The 16,105-nt window shown below is 68.4% G+C and carries 16 protein-coding genes and 1 tRNA gene; 10 read left to right on the forward strand and 7 right to left on the reverse strand.

All coding sequences use genetic code 11. The features are described 5' to 3' along the window. Positions 1-85 precede the first annotated feature (85 nt). Both QE388_RS08795 and QE388_RS08800 read left to right on the forward strand, forming a co-directional pair. Complete coding sequence (locus QE388_RS08795) at positions 86-1,354, forward strand: LCP family protein (RefSeq protein ID WP_058613774.1); 1,269 nt, start codon at positions 86-88, stop codon at positions 1,352-1,354. Positions 1,355-1,452: 98 nt separating this feature from the next. Next, positions 1,453-1,541: transfer RNA gene (locus QE388_RS08800), tRNA-Ser, on the forward strand. A gap of 48 nt (positions 1,542-1,589) precedes the next feature. On the opposite strand, the gene QE388_RS08805 is transcribed toward QE388_RS08800, so the two are convergent. Beyond that, on the reverse strand, positions 1,590-2,528 hold the full coding sequence (locus tag QE388_RS08805) for a MauE/DoxX family redox-associated membrane protein (protein ID WP_307384822.1): 939 nt from the start codon (positions 2,526-2,528) through the stop codon (positions 1,590-1,592). A 261-nt stretch (positions 2,529-2,789) separates the two neighbouring features. On the opposite strand from QE388_RS08805, the gene QE388_RS08810 reads away from it, so the two are divergent. After that, positions 2,790-3,611, forward strand: coding sequence for a PrsW family intramembrane metalloprotease (locus QE388_RS08810; protein WP_275796907.1), 822 nt, complete (start codon positions 2,790-2,792; stop codon positions 3,609-3,611). A gap of 117 nt (positions 3,612-3,728) precedes the next feature. Then, positions 3,729-4,652, forward strand: coding sequence for a DUF808 domain-containing protein (locus QE388_RS08815; protein ID WP_275796905.1), 924 nt, complete (start codon positions 3,729-3,731; stop codon positions 4,650-4,652). Between the two features lie 105 nt (positions 4,653-4,757). Here the strand turns inward: QE388_RS08815 and QE388_RS08820 are convergent, their stop codons facing one another. From QE388_RS08820 to QE388_RS08830, 3 genes are all read right to left on the reverse strand, one after another. Further along, positions 4,758-6,173: an aldehyde dehydrogenase family protein gene (locus tag QE388_RS08820; protein WP_373426609.1), complete on the reverse strand. Its 1,416-nt coding sequence runs from the start codon at positions 6,171-6,173 to the stop codon at positions 4,758-4,760. Continuing rightward, on the reverse strand, positions 6,157-7,203 hold the full coding sequence (locus QE388_RS08825; RefSeq protein ID WP_275796901.1) for a homoserine dehydrogenase: 1,047 nt from the start codon (positions 7,201-7,203) through the stop codon (positions 6,157-6,159). Before QE388_RS08825 ends, QE388_RS08820 begins: the two co-directional genes overlap by 17 nt. 162 nt (positions 7,204-7,365) lie before the next feature. After that, the gene (locus QE388_RS08830) at positions 7,366-8,304 is read right to left on the reverse strand and encodes a LysR family transcriptional regulator (protein WP_307384824.1); all 939 of its coding nucleotides are present in this window, start codon (positions 8,302-8,304) and stop codon (positions 7,366-7,368) included. Between the two features lie 129 nt (positions 8,305-8,433). On the opposite strand from QE388_RS08830, the gene solA reads away from it, so the two are divergent. The 6 genes from solA to QE388_RS08860 all read left to right on the forward strand — a co-directional run bounded on the left by solA (position 8,434) and on the right by QE388_RS08860 (position 13,136). Then, on the forward strand, positions 8,434-9,660 hold the full coding sequence (gene solA / locus QE388_RS08835; RefSeq protein ID WP_275796897.1) for an N-methyl-L-tryptophan oxidase: 1,227 nt from the start codon (positions 8,434-8,436) through the stop codon (positions 9,658-9,660). A 2-nt stretch (positions 9,661-9,662) separates the two neighbouring features. After that, positions 9,663-10,481 carry an ABC transporter substrate-binding protein gene (locus tag QE388_RS08840; RefSeq protein ID WP_307384826.1) on the forward strand — a complete coding sequence of 273 codons (819 nt, stop codon included), beginning with the start codon at positions 9,663-9,665 and terminating at the stop codon, positions 10,479-10,481. Between the two features lie 3 nt (positions 10,482-10,484). Next, positions 10,485-11,309 (forward strand): amino acid ABC transporter permease, encoded by an 825-nt coding sequence (locus QE388_RS08845; RefSeq protein ID WP_275796893.1) that lies wholly within the window; start codon positions 10,485-10,487, stop codon positions 11,307-11,309. Then, positions 11,306-12,073, forward strand: a complete 768-nt coding sequence (locus QE388_RS08850; RefSeq protein WP_307384828.1) for an amino acid ABC transporter ATP-binding protein — start codon at positions 11,306-11,308, stop codon at positions 12,071-12,073. Before QE388_RS08845 ends, QE388_RS08850 begins: the two co-directional genes overlap by 4 nt. Before the next feature lie 24 nt (positions 12,074-12,097). Further along, positions 12,098-12,436 (forward strand): cupin domain-containing protein, encoded by a 339-nt coding sequence (locus tag QE388_RS08855; protein WP_275796889.1) that lies wholly within the window; start codon positions 12,098-12,100, stop codon positions 12,434-12,436. Between the two features lie 247 nt (positions 12,437-12,683). After that, a complete protein-coding gene (locus QE388_RS08860; RefSeq protein ID WP_275796887.1) occupies positions 12,684-13,136 on the forward strand; it encodes an Lrp/AsnC family transcriptional regulator in 453 nt (150 codons plus the stop codon). Positions 13,137-13,143: 7 nt separating this feature from the next. On the opposite strand, the gene QE388_RS08865 is transcribed toward QE388_RS08860, so the two are convergent. The 3 genes from QE388_RS08865 to QE388_RS08875 all read right to left on the reverse strand — a co-directional run bounded on the left by QE388_RS08865 (position 13,144) and on the right by QE388_RS08875 (position 16,105). Continuing rightward, complete coding sequence (locus QE388_RS08865) at positions 13,144-14,682, reverse strand: long-chain fatty acid--CoA ligase (RefSeq protein ID WP_275796885.1); 1,539 nt, start codon at positions 14,680-14,682, stop codon at positions 13,144-13,146. A 71-nt stretch (positions 14,683-14,753) separates the two neighbouring features. Then, complete coding sequence (locus QE388_RS08870) at positions 14,754-15,206, reverse strand: MaoC family dehydratase (protein ID WP_275796883.1); 453 nt, start codon at positions 15,204-15,206, stop codon at positions 14,754-14,756. After that, on the reverse strand, positions 15,206-16,105 hold the full coding sequence (locus tag QE388_RS08875; RefSeq protein ID WP_275796881.1) for an amidohydrolase family protein: 900 nt from the start codon (positions 16,103-16,105) through the stop codon (positions 15,206-15,208). Before QE388_RS08875 ends, QE388_RS08870 begins: the two co-directional genes overlap by 1 nt.

The following is a 16,105-nucleotide window of genomic DNA, read 5'->3' on the forward strand; positions in this document are numbered from 1 at the left end:
GTCCCTAAGATGGCTCCGACCTGTGGCCGCGGCCCAGGTGTGATGCGATGCCCGGCCGATGGCATCCGTCCCCGAAAGGACCCGAGTGAGCAAGAGCACGACCCCGCGCGGGCAGAGAACCGTCGCGCGTCACGGACGTCTGCGGACGCTCAGCCCCGCCGGCCAGATCCTCCGCGGCGTCGCCGTGGGCCTGGCCGTTCTTCTCGTCGCCGGCTTCGGCGTCGGTGCGTACGCGATCTACGACCTGTCGTCGAGCTTCACCGCCGACGCGGTCGAGCTGAAGGGCCAGCCCGCCGTTCCGCCCGACATCGGCGAGCTCAAGGGCGGCGTCAACATGCTGCTCGTCGGCACCGACGAGTGCGAGCCCGCCTTCGCCTCGCTGTTCGGCGACCGCTGCTCGGGCGATGACTCCGAGGGCAGCCTCAACGACGTCAACATGCTCGTGCACATCTCCGACGAGCCGCGGCGCGTGACCGTCATCTCGTTCCCGCGCGACCTCATGGTGCCGATCCCCTCCTGCACGGACGCCAACGGCAACGAGACCTCCGCGATGAGCAAGCAGCAGATCAACAGCGCTTTCTCGTACGGCGGACTGTCGTGCGTCGTGCAGACCATCTCGAAGCTCAGCGGACTCGAGATCCCGTTCGCGGCGAAGGTCAGCTTCGGCGGCGTCATCAACATCACCGACGCGATCGGTGGCGTCGACGTGTGTATCGCGAACGGCATCAAGGACCCGTACACGGGCATCGACTGGCCCGCCGGAATGCGCACGGTGCAGGGCCTCGACGCGCTCCAGTTCCTGCGCACCCGCCACGGCGTCGGTGACGGCGGCGACCTCGGCCGCATCTCGAACCAGCAGCAGTACATGTCGCGCCTGGCCAACAAGCTGAAGAGCCAGGAGGTGCTGTCGAACCCGGCGACCCTCTACAAGCTCGCCTCGACCGCGCTTCGCAACGTCGACCCGTCGACGTCGCTGACCAACCCGCTGACGCTCGTCCAGATCGCGTCCGCCGTGAAGGACGTCCCGTTCAGCGAGATCGTCTTCATCCAGTACCCGACGTTCACCGACTCGGCCGACCCGAACCGTGTCGTGCCCGACTACGACGCGGCCGACACGCTCTGGGCCGCGCTCGCGGCGAACCAGCCGCTGCAGCTCTCGGGCAACCTGAGCGACGGAGACGGCGTGGTCGTCGACGAGAACGCCCAGCCCACGCCGACCGACACGGCCACCCCGGCGCCGACCGACAGCGCCGCGCCCACCCCCGACCCCTCCTCGTCGGCGATCACGCTGCCGTCGGAGATCGCGGGCCAGACGGCGGCGCAGGCGACCTGCTCGAACGGCAACGTTCGCTGACGCTCTCGCCCTGGCATCCCGGCCGGTTCGGATTCGGATGCCAGGGCGCGAGCGGGTAGTATGAACCGGTGTGCTCGCGCCTTCGGCGCTGATCACCTGGAGACGTCGCATAGTCAGGCCTAGTGCACCACCCTGCTAAGGTGGAGTCCCCGTAAGGGGACCGAGGGTTCAAATCCCTCCGTCTCCGCACAACGAGAAAAGCCCCGGTTCGCCGGGGCTTTTCTCGTTGAATGCGTCAGTCGAGCTTCTGCTCGGCGAGGGCGGCGACGACGGTGTCGATGAGCAGATTCGTCTCGTCGGCACCCACGGCGAAAGGGAGGAGCCGGTCGCCGCTGGTGGTCAGGAGGATCCCCGCGGGCCGCTCCGGAGGAACGCCGAGGGACTCGGCGAACGTCCCCGACAGATCGGTGTGGATGGGTTCGTCCGTCGCGGGCCGATGATCATCTCCCACGGCGCCGATGAGGCGGACGTCGATGGTATCCAGTTCGGCCAGGTCGGTCGTCGCGCGCTCGATCAGCGCCTCGCACGGCGCGCAGCCGCGCCGCACGAACAGCAGCAGCTGCGCGCGACCGCGCAGGGCGCGCTGCCGCGGAACCACCACCGTTCCGTCGGGGGTGAGCAGGGGCAACTCCGCCGCCGAGGTCGCCGTCGCCGAATCGGGCCGGAAGGACGCTCCGATCACGGCGATCGCCGCAACGACGATGACGAGCGACACGGCGGTCAAGGGGTCGCTGAGCGTGCGCGTGAGGAGAGCGTTGGACGGCGGGTCGATGATCGCGCCCGCCAAGGTCGCCGACGCCAGGACTGCGAGGGCGACGTTGCGCGCCGTCATCCACGGGCCGACCCGGGTGGATGCCACCCGCCCGAAGCATCCGCATTCGTCGGTGGAGTGCTGCTGCTGTGCGCGGACGGCCACGGCGAGGAAGGCCAGCGTCACGACGAGGGAGGCGACGGCCGCCCCGGAGAAGAGCTCGCGCGTGCCGAAAGCGAGCCCCAAGGCGACGGCGAGTTCCACCGAGGCCACCGCCGCGACGGTCGGTGGGGCGGGAAGCGCCCCGAGGCGGAGGGCCCGCATCGTCGTCGCCGCGGAGTCGAGATCGAGGAGCTTGCTCACCCCGCTGACGCCGAGGACGACGAGGAGCAGCAACGGAGGGAGCGTGGTGAGGACGGGCATCCTTTCAGCATCGCGCCGCCCGGCAGTGGACGAGGCAGCGTGTCGGGTGAAATTCGGCCACGACGGGGTGATGTGCTCTGCCACACTCTGACTCAGGGCGCGCTGGGCGTTCCGGACAGGGGGAGAGCCGTGACCACGGCAGAGAAGCACACCACTCGCACACATAAACACGCGCCGCACAAACACGCGCCACACCGACGGGAGCACCGAAGGACCCACACCGTTTGGTTCTTCGTGGGCGGGCTACTCATCTGGCTTTACATGGGCATCGTTCTTCTGCACCTGTTGCGAAACGTGCTCGTTCTGCCGGCGTGGGTCTTCATAAGCGCAGCACTCGTGCCCGCGACGGTCTTTTGGATCATGCTGCACCGTCTCCGGACGACCGACACAGTCACCGCGATCAACCTCGTTGTGGCGGCGGTCATCGGTGGGACTCTCGCCGTCACACTCGGCGCGACGCTGGATCAGCTCGTGGAGCAGCTTCCGCAGCCTCATTTCGGGAACCAGGGGGTGATCGCCTTGCTGTCGGCCGGCTTCGTCGAGGAGTTCGCCAAGGGGGTGCTCATCGTGGCCGTGGGGTGGAAGATCGCCAAGAGCGCTCGCAACGGTCTGTTCATCGGCGGGTCGGTCGGTCTCGGCTTCGCGGTGCTGGAGTCCATGGGCTACATCAACATGTCGGCGACAGGTGCCGACCCCATCATCTCGGCGGTGTTCCAGGCGTACGACCGCGGCCTTTACGCCCCGTTCATGCACGTTCTCTGGAGTTCCCTGCTGGGTGCCGCCCTTTTCGCGGCCGCCGCGAAGAAGGGGCGCTTCCGCTTGTCGTGGCTTGTGCTCGGCACGTACGTCGGCGTCGCCGTTCTGCACGGGACCTGGGACGGTGTGGCTCCATTGGTCCTCGGTCTCACCAACAACGATCTGCTTTTCGCGGTGACGCACTGGAGTTGCGTCGTTGTCGTGATTTTCGGCGGGGGATTCATCTGGCGACACGTCGCGCGGAAGGCGCCTGCGCCGCCGGTCCAAGACGCTGCGCCCGTGGAGGATTCCGCGAAGGCTGTCCCTGACAGCCCGGTCTCGGTCTGATCCCCGTCGCGTCTCAGTGCTGGGGGGTGCGTTGTCCGCAGCGCGCCCCTCAGGGTCGCCGACGCCGATATCCTCGCTGGAGGCCTCTCGCCGCATCCCCTCGACCCCGGAGAACCTATGTCTGTCGGTCTGCTCGCCGTTGTCGATGACATCCTCAGCGCCGCCATGAAGGCGAGCGCGAAGACCGCGGGCGTCGTCATCGACGATGCCGCCGTGACTCCGCAGTACGTGCAGGGGCTGACACCCGCGCGCGAGCTCCCGGTGGTGTGGAAGATCGCGCTCGGCAGCATCATCAACAAGTACGTCATCATCATCCCGATCGCGCTGCTGCTGGAGGCGTTCGCGCCGATGGTGCTTCCATACCTCCTCATCGTCGGTGGCGCCTTCCTCTGTTTCGAAGGCGCCGAGAAGGTGCTCGAGTGGTTCGGCGTCAGCCACGGAGAGCACGACGACGACGGCCCGCGCGATGAGAAGAAGCTCGTGCTCGGTGCCGTGCGCACCGACCTCATCCTCAGCACCGAGATCATGCTGATCGCGCTGTCGAGTCTCGACCCCGACTTCGGCATCTGGATGACGCTGGGCGCCCTCCTGATCATCGGTCTCGCCATGACGGTCGTGGTCTACGGTGCCGTCGCGCTGCTCGTGAAGATCGACGACATCGGCCTGCGGTTCATGAAGAGCCCCTCGCGCGGTGTCCGCCGCTTCGGCGTGCGGATCGTGGCATCCATGCCGGCGGTGTTCCGGGTCATCAGCATCGTCGGCACCGTCGCGATGCTGTGGGTCGGTGGACACCTCCTGCTGCAGAATCTCGCCGAGACGCTGTGGGCAGGACCGTACGACGTCGTGCACGTCGTGACCCACGCGATCGAGGCCGCCGGAGCGGTCGTCGTGTGGATCGTGGAGACGACGATGTCGGCGGTGTTTGGCCTGGCGATCGGGCTCGTGATCGTCGCCGTGATCACCGGGATCACGCGCCTGACGAAGCGCGGCGGGCCCTCCGGCGGGCACCGCACAGCAACGGCCGCCCACGTCGACGGCTGACCCCGCCTGACCTCTACGGCGGTGCCTTTCCGGCAGGGGCGGGGCTGCGAGAGAATTCGGAGTTCTCTCTTTTCCCTGATCAGCGGGTCCCCGCCCGTCCGCCCGTCAGGTCAGGATCGAGATGACCTTCGGCTGAGTCATCTCCTCGTAGGCGAAGCGCACGCCCTCGCGACCCATCGAGCCGTACTTCGCTCCGCCGAACGGCATCGCGTCGAGGCGATAGTCCGAGGAATCGTTGACCATCACGCCACCGGCCTCGATGGCGTCGGCGACGCGGAGCGCGCGCGAGAGATTCTGCGTGAAGACCCCGGCCTGCAGTGCGTACTCGCTGTCGTTGGCGGCCTCGATCGCGGCCTCTTCGGAGTCGAAAGGCTCGATGACGACCACCGGCGCGAAGACCTCCTCGGTCCACACCGTGCACGTGCGCGGCACATCGGTCAGCACCGTCGGCGCCATGACGGAGCCCTCCACGGTGCCGCCGATCCGCAGGTGCGCTCCGGCAGCGACGGCGTCGAGCACCGTCTGACGCGCCGCGTGCGCCGCACTCGCGCTGATCATCGGACCGATATCGGTCGTCTCCTCACGCGGGTCGCCGTGGACGAGCCGCCCGGTCGCCTCGACGAACGCGGCGACGAACCGCTCGTACATCTCTCGCTGCACGAGGAGACGCTGAGCACCGATGCAATTCTGCCCCGCGGCCCAGAACGCCCCCGAGACGCACGCCGACACCGCGCTGTCGAGGTCGGCGTCGGCGAAGACGATAACGGGTGCGTTTCCCCCGAGCTCCATCGCGAGCCTCTTGATGCCGGCGGCCGCGGCGATCGCGCGCCCCGTTGCGAACCCGCCGGTGAACGAGACCAGACGCACCTCGCGTGCGGAGACGAGCGCCTGAGCGACCGACCTGTCACCGCGCACGACGGTGATGACGTCGTCGGGCAGGCCCGCCTCGACGAGCACGTCCACCATCAGCTGCGCCGTGAGCGGGGTGTGCGGGGAAGGTTTGAGCACGACGGTGTTGCCGCCCGCGATCGCCGGGCCGATCTTGTGGGCGACGAGGTTCAGGGCGTCGTTGTAGGGCGTGATCGCGACGATCACCCCTAGGGGTTCGCGGCTGAACCAGCCGCGCCGACCCTCACCGCCGGGGAAGGACTCGAACGGGATGACCTCGCCGGCGTTGGCTGTCGCCTCGTGCGCCGAGAGTTTCAGGGTGTTGATCGCTCGTGAGACCTCCTTGCGCGCCTGGCGGATCGTCTTGCCGGCCTCGGTGACGATGAGATGCGCGACGTTCTCGGAGCGCTCGTCCAAGATGCGGGCGGCGCGTTCGAGCACCGCGGCCCGTTCGTGCCTGGCCGTCTTCGCCGCCGCGGGCGCCGCCGCGACGGCGCGTGCGAGGGCGTCACGGGCTCCGTCGACGTCGTTCTGGGGCAGAGCGGCGACGACGTCGCCCGAGAACTTGTCGTAGACGAGCAGATCGTCGACGGTGAGGACGTGGAGTGTGTGCGTGTCAGACACGAGCGGCATCCTTCTCGAAGGCGTCGATGCTGATCAGGTCGGCGATCAGCGCGTAGGCGGTCTCGATGCGGCCGGCACCCGGTCCGGTGACCGTGACCGTGCCAAGCAGATCGGTGTCGAACGAGACGGCATTGGTCGCGCCGGGAACATTCGCCAGCGGGTGATCGGCGGTGACGGCCTCCGCGGCGACGCGGGCCGTGACGGCGCCGTCCTGGTCGCGTTCCGCCGAACCGATGAGCTTCCAGCGTCGACCCTCGCGGGCCGCCGCGGCGACGTCGTCCGCGGTGATGTCCTGGATGCCGAAGGTCTCGACGTCGGCGGGCGAGATGTCGGCGCCGAGCAGTTCGTTCGCGAGGATGGTGACCTTGAGCTGAACGTCCGACCCCCCGATGTCGGCGGTGGGGTCGGCCTCGGCGTAACCGTGGGCCTGGGCCTCGGCGACGGCGGCGTCGAGGCTCAGCCCCGCCTCCATACGGCTGAGGACGTAGTTGCTGGTGCCGTTGAGAACGCCCTGCACGCGCGAGAAGCCCAGCCCGGCGAGCTGCCGGTGGGCGAGCCCGAGCACCGGCGTGCCGCTCATGACGCTGCCCTCGTACGCGAAGCGCACGCCGTTCGCGGCGGCGATGGCGTTCAGGGCGGCGCCGTGGAGGGCGACCGGGCCCTTGTTCGTGGTGGTCACGTGCTTGCCGCTCTCGAGCGCCCAGCGCACGTGCGAGGCCGCGGGTTCTCCGGTCTGCGGGTTCGTGAACGTCGCCTCGACCACGACGTCGGCCGGGCTCTCGCGGATCACGCGTTCGTTGTCCGCTTCGGCGGAACCGCCGTCGTGGCCCGCAAAGGTCGTGCCGCGGGGCAGGGCGAGGATCTCGCCGAGATCGACGCCGTCGGCCTGGATGAGAGAACCCATCGCGAGGTCGGTGATGGCGACCACCTTCAGCTCGAAGCCGAGCTCGCGGAAACGGGGTTGGTCCTCGTCGATGAGCTGTGCGAGGGCACGGTTCACTCCACCGAAACCGATCAGGGCCAGATTGTACGAACGCATCGAAACTCCTTAGACGGGTCTTTCCTCCAGGTTCGAGGCGAAGGTGCACCGCGCACCAGCGACGATCCGCTCCCCGCACCGAGCGGATCGCTCGTCGTCGAGGTGCGGTGCGAGCCGTTGTCCTGTGGTGCGGAGGGCCGAGGGTGCCGCGTGCGGTGGGGCTCAGGGGGCGAGCAGATCGAAGGTGATGCGACCGGCTCGTCGATCCGCGTCGCGCCGGGCGGTGAGCTCGGCGCGCACGTACGACACGAACAGCGCCGTAAGGGGGTTGGGCTGACCCGACAACCACACGATCGTCAGCGGCGTGCGCGCCCATTCCTCCGAGATGGTGGCGAAGTGCACGCCGGGGATCGGAACGAAAGACGAGATGTACGGCATGAGCGACACGCCCAGGCCGCAGGACACCGTGCTGAGAATCGACAGGTCGTTCGTCGCGTGCAGGATGATGCGGGGGTTGAAGCCCGCTCGCACGCAGGAGAGGACGAGACGGTCGTACGCCTGGGGGGAGTCCTCGCGGTTGAACATGATGAAGTCCTCGTCCGAGAGCTCGGCGAGCGAGATCTCGCCGCGTCCGGCGAGCCGGTGAGTCGCGGGAAGGGCGGCCACCAGCGGCTCCATCGCGACACGGTCGAACTCGAAGCGATCGTCGACGGTTCGGACTCGGGTGAATCCCAGATCCGCCGTCACCCGGGCCAGATCGAACAGGATCGGACGCTCCTCCGCTTCCTCGATGAGCACGCGCGCTTCGCGGTGCGACCCCGTGAAGGCCCGCACGACAGGGGGCAGCAGTCCGGCGAGGACCGAGCTGACACTGACGATGCGCAGGGGATGCAGTTCGGCAACGGCGGAGTCGAGGAGCGACTCGGTCTGCTCGACCTGCTGCAGGATGCGGCGTCCTTCGCGGACGAGGAGGTGCCCCGCCGGGGTGAGGCGCGGCGCGGCTCGAGAGCGCCTGTCGAACAACCGCACCCCGAGTTTCTTCTCCAGCTGACTGATGGCACGGCTGAGGGGCGGCTGGCTCATCTGGAGACGGGCGGCGGCCCGCGTGAACGACAGGTCTTCGGCGACGGCCATGAAGTAGGTCAGTTCGCGGATTTCCATGGGGCCTCCTCGGCGGCATTCATACCTGCTGGGTATCACAACCATCGAAAATTGTATTTGGCGAAGCCAGCGTGCGCTTGAGCAGACTGATGCGCACCCCGGCACACCGGGAGGGAAAGGCAGCATGTCATGTCAGACAACTTTTTGGATGCCGACGTCATCGTCGTCGGACTCGGCGCGTGGGGATCTCAGGCCCTCTGGCGTCTCGCCGAGCGCGGCGTCCGCGTCATCGGGGTCGAACGGTACGGGATCGGTCACCACCTGGGCTCGACGCATGGCACCACGCGCGTCTTCCGTGTCGCCTGCCACGAGCACCCCGGTCTCGCACCGATCGCGACACGAGCTCGCGACCTCTGGTACGACCTCGGCGAGCGCACCGGCCAGACGCTGCTGCGGCAGACCGGCGGTCTCATGGTGGGCCCGCCCGACGGTCACGTGGTCGAGGGGACGCTGCGCGCCGCCACCGATGCGGGCCTCAAGGTCGAGGTCATCGAGCACGACGAACTCGGCGAGCGCTTCCCGCAGTATCGAGGCTTCGGTCCCGACGACATCGGCGTGTGGGATCCTGCCGCCGGCGTCTGCTACCCCGAGCTCGGCGTCAGAGCAGCCGTAGAGGTGGCCGTCTCGCTGGGCGCGACGGTGTTGACCGACACGCGGGTCACCGACGTCCGTCTCATCGACGACGGCGTCGAGGTCGAGGCGGGAGGGCGGACTCTGCGCGCCCGTCGTGCGGTGATGACCGCCGGCGCGTGGACCTCGAAGTTCCTCGACCTGCCCCTGTCGCCCCGGCGCATGCCCATGTTCTGGTTCGAGAGCTCGGACCCCTCTGACATCGAGCCCGACGGGCAGTTCGACCTCTCGGCCTTCCCCGTCTTCATCCGTCAGCTTCCCAGCGGTCTGGCGCTCTGGGGCCACGGCGCGGATGCGACGGACGGCGAGGGCTACGCGGTCAAGATCGGCCTGCAGGACATCGGTGGTGTGTTCACCGACACCGATGCGGACACCGTCGACCGCTACATCCGCCCCGCCAGCGACTATGCGACCCTGTCCAAGGCTGTCGACGGGGCGTTCCGCGATCTCGAGCCGACGCCCGCGAAGGCGATCCCCTGCATGGTGACGAACACCCCCGACAAGCAGTTCCTCCTGGGCCGTGTCGCCGGAGACCCCCGGCTCGTCCTCGCCGGCGGCGACAGCGGTCACGGCTTCAAGCACGCGCCCGCCATCGGAGAACTCCTGGCGGAGCTCGCCCTCGACGAGGAACCGTTCACCGACATCCAGTTCATGAGCCCCGACCGTGAGTACGACGGCACGTCCTGGGCCGACGACCCCCACCACCCGACCAAGAAAGCAGCCTGACCATGAAGCGCTCCAAAATCCTTTTGGCCGCCACCGCGGCCGTCGCCCTCGGCCTGAGCCTCTCGGCCTGCGCCGGGCCGAGCGCCGGCGGCTCCGACGACGGCTTGAACACGATCTCGAGCGGCACGCTCCGTATCGGCACCACGGGCGACACCAAGCCCTACGCCTACACCGACAACGGCGAGCTCCAGGGCTTCGACGTCGAGATCGCACGCGAAGTGGCCAAGCGTCTCGACCTGCAGACCGAGTTCGTCACGCAGGAGTTCTCCGCTCTCCTGCCGGCGGTCGCGAACGGTCAGCTCGACCTCGCCGCCGCCTCCATCAGCGACACCGAGAAGCGTCGCGAGACGGTCGACTTCAGCGACCACTACTTCATCGCCTACATCTCCGTGCTCGCCTCCCCGGCATCCGGGATCACCGACGACGAGGCGACCCTGAGCGGCAAGCGTCTGGGCGTCGTGCAGGGCACGATCCAGGACAGCTACGCCCAGGACAACTTCCCCGGCGTCGAGATCGTGCGCTTCCCCGACAACAACAGCGCGATCGCGGGTCTCACGGCGGGCACGATCGACGCGCACTTCCTCGACTTCCCCGTGGCGGAGGACTACGCGGCTCAGTCCGGCGGACGCCAGGAGATCGCGATCAACATCCCCGTCCCCGACTACCCCGTGGGCATGGCCGTGTCGAAGCAGAACACGGCGCTGAAGGATGCCGTCAACGGGGCCCTGGCCGACATGATCGCCGATGGGACCTGGCTGAGCATCGACATGAAGTTCTTCCCCGACCAGCCGGTTCCCGACCAGTTCCAGCCGACGAAGTGACCCATGGACCTCGCTGACACCCTGGGCAACATCGCGCGCAGCTTCTTCGACGTCACGTCGATGCTGCGAGCGCTGCCCGACATGCTCGCCTACGGCATCTGGAACACCCTCCTGCTGTCGCTCGCGGCCACCGTCATCGGCATCGTGCTCGGACTCGGCCTGGCCGTCATGGGCACGAGCCGGTCACGTCTGCTGCGCACCCTCAGTCGGATCTACACCGACATCTTCCGAGGGCTCCCGGCGATCCTGACGATCCTTCTGATCGGAACGGGGCTCGCCCCGCTGTTCAACGGCATCACCCGCGGAAACCCCTACCCTCTCGGCATCCTGGCGCTGAGCCTCATCGCCAGCGCCTACCTCGGAGAGATCTTCCGCGCGGGAATCCTCGCGGTCGACAAGGGCCAGCTCGAGGCCGCTCGCGCGCTGGGCATGACGCACCGCGACGCGATGCGACTCATCGTGATCCCGCAGGCGGTGCGTCAGGTGCTGCCGTCGCTGGTGAACCAGTTCATCGCCATCGTGAAGGACTCGTCGCTGGTGTACTTCCTCGGCCTGATCACGTCGCAGCGCGAGTTGTTCCGCATCGGGCAGGACGCCGCCATCACCAACGGCAACCTCTCGCCGCTGGTGCTCGCCGGCATCTTTTACCTCATCATCACGGTGCCCCTCACTCACTTGGTCAACGTGATCGACCGTCGCCTCCGTGACGGGCGTCCGCTGGGCCGTCGTCGTCGCCCGGCGAACGACGCTCCGGCTGAGACGGTGCTTCCCGACCCCATCCTGTCGGCAGGTCCGACCACCGCGCCGCAGAACGGAGCACAACGATGAGCGACATCCTCACCGCCCCCACGGGTGCTTTCACACCGGCGGCGGGCTCGCTCTCCGTGCGGGGGCTGACGAAGGACTTCGGACCGGTTCGCGTGCTACACGGCGTCGACATCGAGGTTCCCGCCGGGAAGACCACCTGCATCATCGGTCCGTCGGGATCGGGCAAATCGACCGTGCTGCGCTGCATCAACCGTTTGGAAGAGGCGTCGGGCGGAGCCGTCCTGCTCGACGGGGTCGACGTCCTCACGGGGTCGGACGACGCATTGCGCCGCCGGATCGGCATGGTGTTCCAGCACTTCAACCTGTTCCCGCACCGGACCGTGCTCGACAACATCGTGCTCCCCCTCCGGCGGGTGCGCGGCGTGAGCGCGGCCGCGGCGCGGGAGGTCGCGCACAAGCGCCTCGCGGAGGTGGGGCTCGCCGAGAAGGCCGACATGCGCCCGGCATCGCTCTCGGGCGGTCAGAAGCAGCGCGTGGCGATCGCCCGTGCTCTCGCCATGGAGCCGGAGGTCATGCTCTTCGACGAGGCGACGTCGGCCCTGGACCCCGAGCTGGTGAAGGGCGTCCTGGCGTTGATGCGTCGGCTCGCCCGCGCCGGCATGACCATGGTCGTCGTGACGCATGAGATGGGCTTCGCCCGCGAGGTCGCCGATCAGGTGGTCTTCATGGACCGCGGCGTGGTCGTCGAGGTGGGTCCTCCTGCATCCCTTTTCGACAATCCCCAGACGGAGCGCCTGAAAGCCTTCCTCGACCAGGTCCTGTGACCTGTCCTCACCACCAGGAGAATCATGATCATCGATGCCCTTCCCTCCGATCTCGCTCTGACCTCGAAGGGTCTGGTCCCGGATGCCACCTCCGGCGACCCCGAGCAGTTCACCGCCCCGATCGCGAGCGGTGGCGGCCTGCGCGTGGGCACGTGGATGTGCGAGCCCGGTGAATTCCCGTGGTCGTGGACGCACGCGGAGATGTTCCACATCATCGAGGGCGAGGGGACGCTGACCGACGCCGATGGCTGCGTGCATGTCATCGCTCCCGGCCGCGTGTTCTTCATGGAGGCCGGCGACACGGGCACCTGGGTCGTGACCAAGACCATCCGCAAGAGCTGGGTCGTCCCCGAGCAGGTCTGACGGCCGCAGCCGCAGACCCGAGAACGAGAACGAGAACGGACGACGATGAACGGCTCCCCTTCCCCCCACGGGCGACGGAGGGGCGCCGCTCATCGCCCCGCCGGGACTTCGGCGGCCCCACCCTGCCGCGGGGTCGGGATTCGATCGCATCCACGATGCGGGGCATCCCCCGACCCTCGAACGAACACGAGGCGGTGGCCGTTCGCGGGGTGGCGGCCACGGTCCCCTGTCGAAGGCAAGGCTTCCCATGCGCCGACTCGATGACATCGATGAGCAACTCCTGCGAGAGCTCCGGCGCAACGCCCGCGCGAGCCACGCGATGCTGGGAAGCGTCGTCCGACTTTCGCGCAACGCCGTTCGTCAGCGCGTCGAGAGACTCGAACGCGACGGGCACATCGAGGGCTACACGATCCGCGAGGCGATCACGGTCGGCCCCGGTGCCGACGCGGCCGTGGCGACCTTGCTCGTCCAGCGTCATGACCGGATGCGAGGCGACGACGTCGTGGCATCCCTGGAGGCGATTCCGGAGGTACGCCGGTGCGACGTGGTCGCCGGCGAACTCGACCTCGTCGTGCACGTGGAGGCTGCGAACACGACCCGCGTGAGCGAGATCTGGCGCCTCGTCGCGGGCCACCCGGGTGTCAAGGACATCACCACGGCGGTGACGCTGAGCGTCGTCATCGACAGGTCCCGGGCATGAGGAGGCTTCAGAGTGAGGTGCCGCCGAAGCGCTCGCGCAGCTCGGCTTTGATGACCTTTCCGGATGCCGTGCGGGGCAACGCCTCGATCACGACCACCTCTTTGGGGAGCTTGTAGCGCGCCACCTGCCCGTCGAGGTGCGCGCGCACGGCGGTGGTGTCGACCATCGTCCCCTCGCTCACGGTCAGCACGGCCAGCGGGACTTCGCCCCAGCGATTGTCCGGGATGCCGATGACGGCGACGCCCGTGACTCCCGGTATGTCGGCGATCAGGGCTTCGACCTCGGCCGGGTAGATGTTCTCGCCGCCGGAGATGATCATGTCTTTCGATCGTCCGCAGATGTAAAGGTAGCCGTCGGCGTCGAGGTAACCGAGGTCGCCGGAGCGGAACCACCCGTCGTCGGTCTTCGCCGCGCGCGTCGCTTCGTCGAGACCGAGATAGCCGGCGAAGACGTTCGGTCCCGTGACGTGGATCTCTCCCACGGTGCCGGCCGGGACCGGGCGCCCCTCATCGTCGACGACGCGTACCTCGGTGAAGAAGTGCGGGAGACCGACACTGCCCTGCTTCGCCCGCGTCATGTGCGGAGCGAGCGAGGTCGCCCCGGGCGAGGTCTCGGTCATGCCGTACCCCTGCGAGAACGACAGTCCGCGCTCTTCCCACGCCCGCAGGATGCGGTCCGGGACGGCGGATCCGCCGCAGGTGAGGGTGTGCAGGCTCGAGATGTCGGTGCTCGCCCAGGAAGGATGGTCGGCCATGAGCTGGAAGGTCGTGGGCACGCCGGAGATCATCGTCACGCGGTGCTGCTCGACGAGGTCGAGCGCGCGGCCGGCCTCGAACCCCTTCTCGAGGACGAGGGTCCCGCCCTTGAGGACGACGGGGAGGGCGCCCATGCCGAGCGAGGCGACATGGAAGAGCGGCGAGATCATGAGCGCCACATCGTCCGAGACGACGTCGTAGTCGATGATCGTGTTCACGGCCACGGCTGTCAGGTTCTCGTGCGTGAGTACGGCGCCCTTGGGGCGACCCGTCGTGCCCGAGGTGTAGACGACGGCGGCGGGGGCGCCCGGTTCGGCGATCACGAGAGCGGGGGCGGGGCCGGCGGCATCCATTCTCCGATCGAAGCCCGGTTCGCCGTTGCGTCCGGACGCTCCCGTGCGGATGCGTCGTGGCGGGCTCGCGAGACCGGCCTCGATCGCGTCGAGCCGGTCGTCGAACACAGCGTCGTGGACGAGCACGCGGGCGCGGCTGTCGGTGAGGACGTGGGCGATCTCGGGCCCCGCGAGCCGGGTGTTGACCGGGACGAAGACGGCGCCCATGCGCACCGCGCCGAACAGCGTGACGAGGAAATCGGGACTGTTCTCGCCGAGGTAGGCGACGGTGTCACCGGCGCCGACGCCCTCCTCGACCAGGACGGCGGACACCGCCTCGGCGCGGTCCGCGAGCTGTCGGTAGGTCAGTCGCTGGTTCTCACCGAACACCACGGCGGTCTTCTCGGGCGATCGCAGCCTGCGGCGGGGGAGCCAGGCTCCGAGTCCTTGGGTTCTCATGCGCGGTCTCTTCTTCGAGTGCGGATTTCGCGAAGGGGTTCGGGGCCCGCGCGTGGCGGGCCCCGGGCGGCTCACGCGTAGAAGCGGTAGAGGCCGCGTGCGACGACGGCGGGCTTGCTGCCGCCCTCGATCTCGATCGTCTGGTCGACGGCGAGCTGGTAGCCGCCGGCGATCTCGGTGATCTCGGCGACGACGGCGTTCATGCGCACGCGGGCGCCGACCTTCACGGGCGAGATGAAGCGGACCTTGTCGAGGCCGTAGTTCACCTTGGTGGTCACGCCCGTGACGTCCAGCAGCTCTGTCCAGAACTTCACGGCGAGCGACAGGCTGAGGAACCCGTGGGCGATCGCGCCGCCGAAAGGGCCGCCCTTCGCGCGCTCGGGATCGGTGTGGATCCACTGGTGGTCGTCGGTCGCGTCGGCGAAGAGGTCGACGCGGTCCTGCGTGATCTCGAGCCAGTCCGACCAGCCGAGGTCGGTGCCGGCGAGGCCCGCGATGTCGTCGTAGGCGATGGTGGTGGTCATCAGTTCTCCTTGGAGGGGGTCGAGAGGCCGAGGAGGCGCGCGGCGTTGTCCTTGACAATCCCCGGCATCACCTCGGTCTTCAGGGCGGTCTGCTCGACGTCGCGCATCCAGCGGTCGGGGGTGAGCAGGGGAAAATCCGAGCCGAACAGGATGCGGCTCTTCAGGAAGGAGTTGGCGGCTCGCACGAGCTGCTCGGGGAAGTACTTCGGGCTCCATCCCGACAGGTCGATCCACGTGTTGTGCTTGTGCGTGGCCACCGAGATCGCCTCGTCCTGCCACGGCACCGAGGGGTGGGCCATGATGATCTGCAGGTCGCCGAAGTCGGCCGCGACCGCGTCGAGCAGCATCGGGTTCGACAGGCCGAGGCGCAGGCCCCGCCCGCCCTTCATCCCCGCCCCGATCCCGGTCTGGCCCGTGTGGAAGAGCGCGACCACGCCCGCTGCCTGCAAGGCGTCGTAGAGCGGGTAGTGGCGCTCGTCGCTGGGGTCGAAGTTCTGCACCGTGGGGTGGAACTTGAACCCGCGGACTCCGGAATCCTCGATGAGCCGACGCGCTCGATCGACGGCGTCGACGCGGTTCGGGTCGACCGAGCCGAAGGGGATCAGGACGTCGTTGTGGCGCGCGGCCCCCGCGGCGATGTCCGCGCTGGAGAGAGGAGGGTGATCGAGGTGGCTCTCGGCATCCACCGTGAACACGACCGCGGCCATCGACCGTTCGCGGTAGTACTCCGCGATGCTGTCGAGGTCGGGGCGAGCGGCATCGACGGCGAAGTAGCGACTCGCGGCTGCCGCCAGGTCGTCAGGCAGCGACGCGTGGCCGTGCCCGTCGACCTCGATGTGCACGTGGACGTCGATGGCCTTCAGCGCCTCGACATCGATGGCGGACTCATAGCGGACCAT

This window comes from Microbacterium sp. SORGH_AS_0969 (assembly GCF_030818255.1).
In the GTDB taxonomy this organism is placed as follows: Bacteria; Actinomycetota; Actinomycetes; order Actinomycetales; family Microbacteriaceae; genus Microbacterium.

Coding starts and splice junctions, on each gene's coding strand:
- QE388_RS08805 (WP_307384822.1), bottom strand. CDS start 2,528: ATGCCCGTCCTCACCACGCTCCCTCCGTTGCTGCTCCTCGTCGTCCTC.
- QE388_RS08810 (WP_275796907.1), top strand. CDS start 2,790: ATGGGCATCGTTCTTCTGCACCTGTTGCGAAACGTGCTCGTTCTGCCG.
- QE388_RS08815 (WP_275796905.1), top strand. CDS start 3,729: ATGTCTGTCGGTCTGCTCGCCGTTGTCGATGACATCCTCAGCGCCGCC.
- QE388_RS08820 (WP_373426609.1), bottom strand. CDS start 6,173: ATGCCGCTCGTGTCTGACACGCACACACTCCACGTCCTCACCGTCGAC.
- QE388_RS08825 (WP_275796901.1), bottom strand. CDS start 7,203: ATGCGTTCGTACAATCTGGCCCTGATCGGTTTCGGTGGAGTGAACCGT.
- QE388_RS08830 (WP_307384824.1), bottom strand. CDS start 8,304: ATGGAAATCCGCGAACTGACCTACTTCATGGCCGTCGCCGAAGACCTG.
- solA (WP_275796897.1), top strand. CDS start 8,434: ATGTCAGACAACTTTTTGGATGCCGACGTCATCGTCGTCGGACTCGGC.
- QE388_RS08840 (WP_307384826.1), top strand. CDS start 9,663: ATGAAGCGCTCCAAAATCCTTTTGGCCGCCACCGCGGCCGTCGCCCTC.
- QE388_RS08845 (WP_275796893.1), top strand. CDS start 10,485: ATGGACCTCGCTGACACCCTGGGCAACATCGCGCGCAGCTTCTTCGAC.
- QE388_RS08850 (WP_307384828.1), top strand. CDS start 11,306: ATGAGCGACATCCTCACCGCCCCCACGGGTGCTTTCACACCGGCGGCG.
- QE388_RS08855 (WP_275796889.1), top strand. CDS start 12,098: ATGATCATCGATGCCCTTCCCTCCGATCTCGCTCTGACCTCGAAGGGT.
- QE388_RS08860 (WP_275796887.1), top strand. CDS start 12,684: ATGCGCCGACTCGATGACATCGATGAGCAACTCCTGCGAGAGCTCCGG.
- QE388_RS08865 (WP_275796885.1), bottom strand. CDS start 14,682: ATGAGAACCCAAGGACTCGGAGCCTGGCTCCCCCGCCGCAGGCTGCGA.
- QE388_RS08870 (WP_275796883.1), bottom strand. CDS start 15,206: ATGACCACCACCATCGCCTACGACGACATCGCGGGCCTCGCCGGCACC.
- QE388_RS08875 (WP_275796881.1), bottom strand. CDS start 16,105: ATGGTCCGCTATGAGTCCGCCATCGATGTCGAGGCGCTGAAGGCCATC.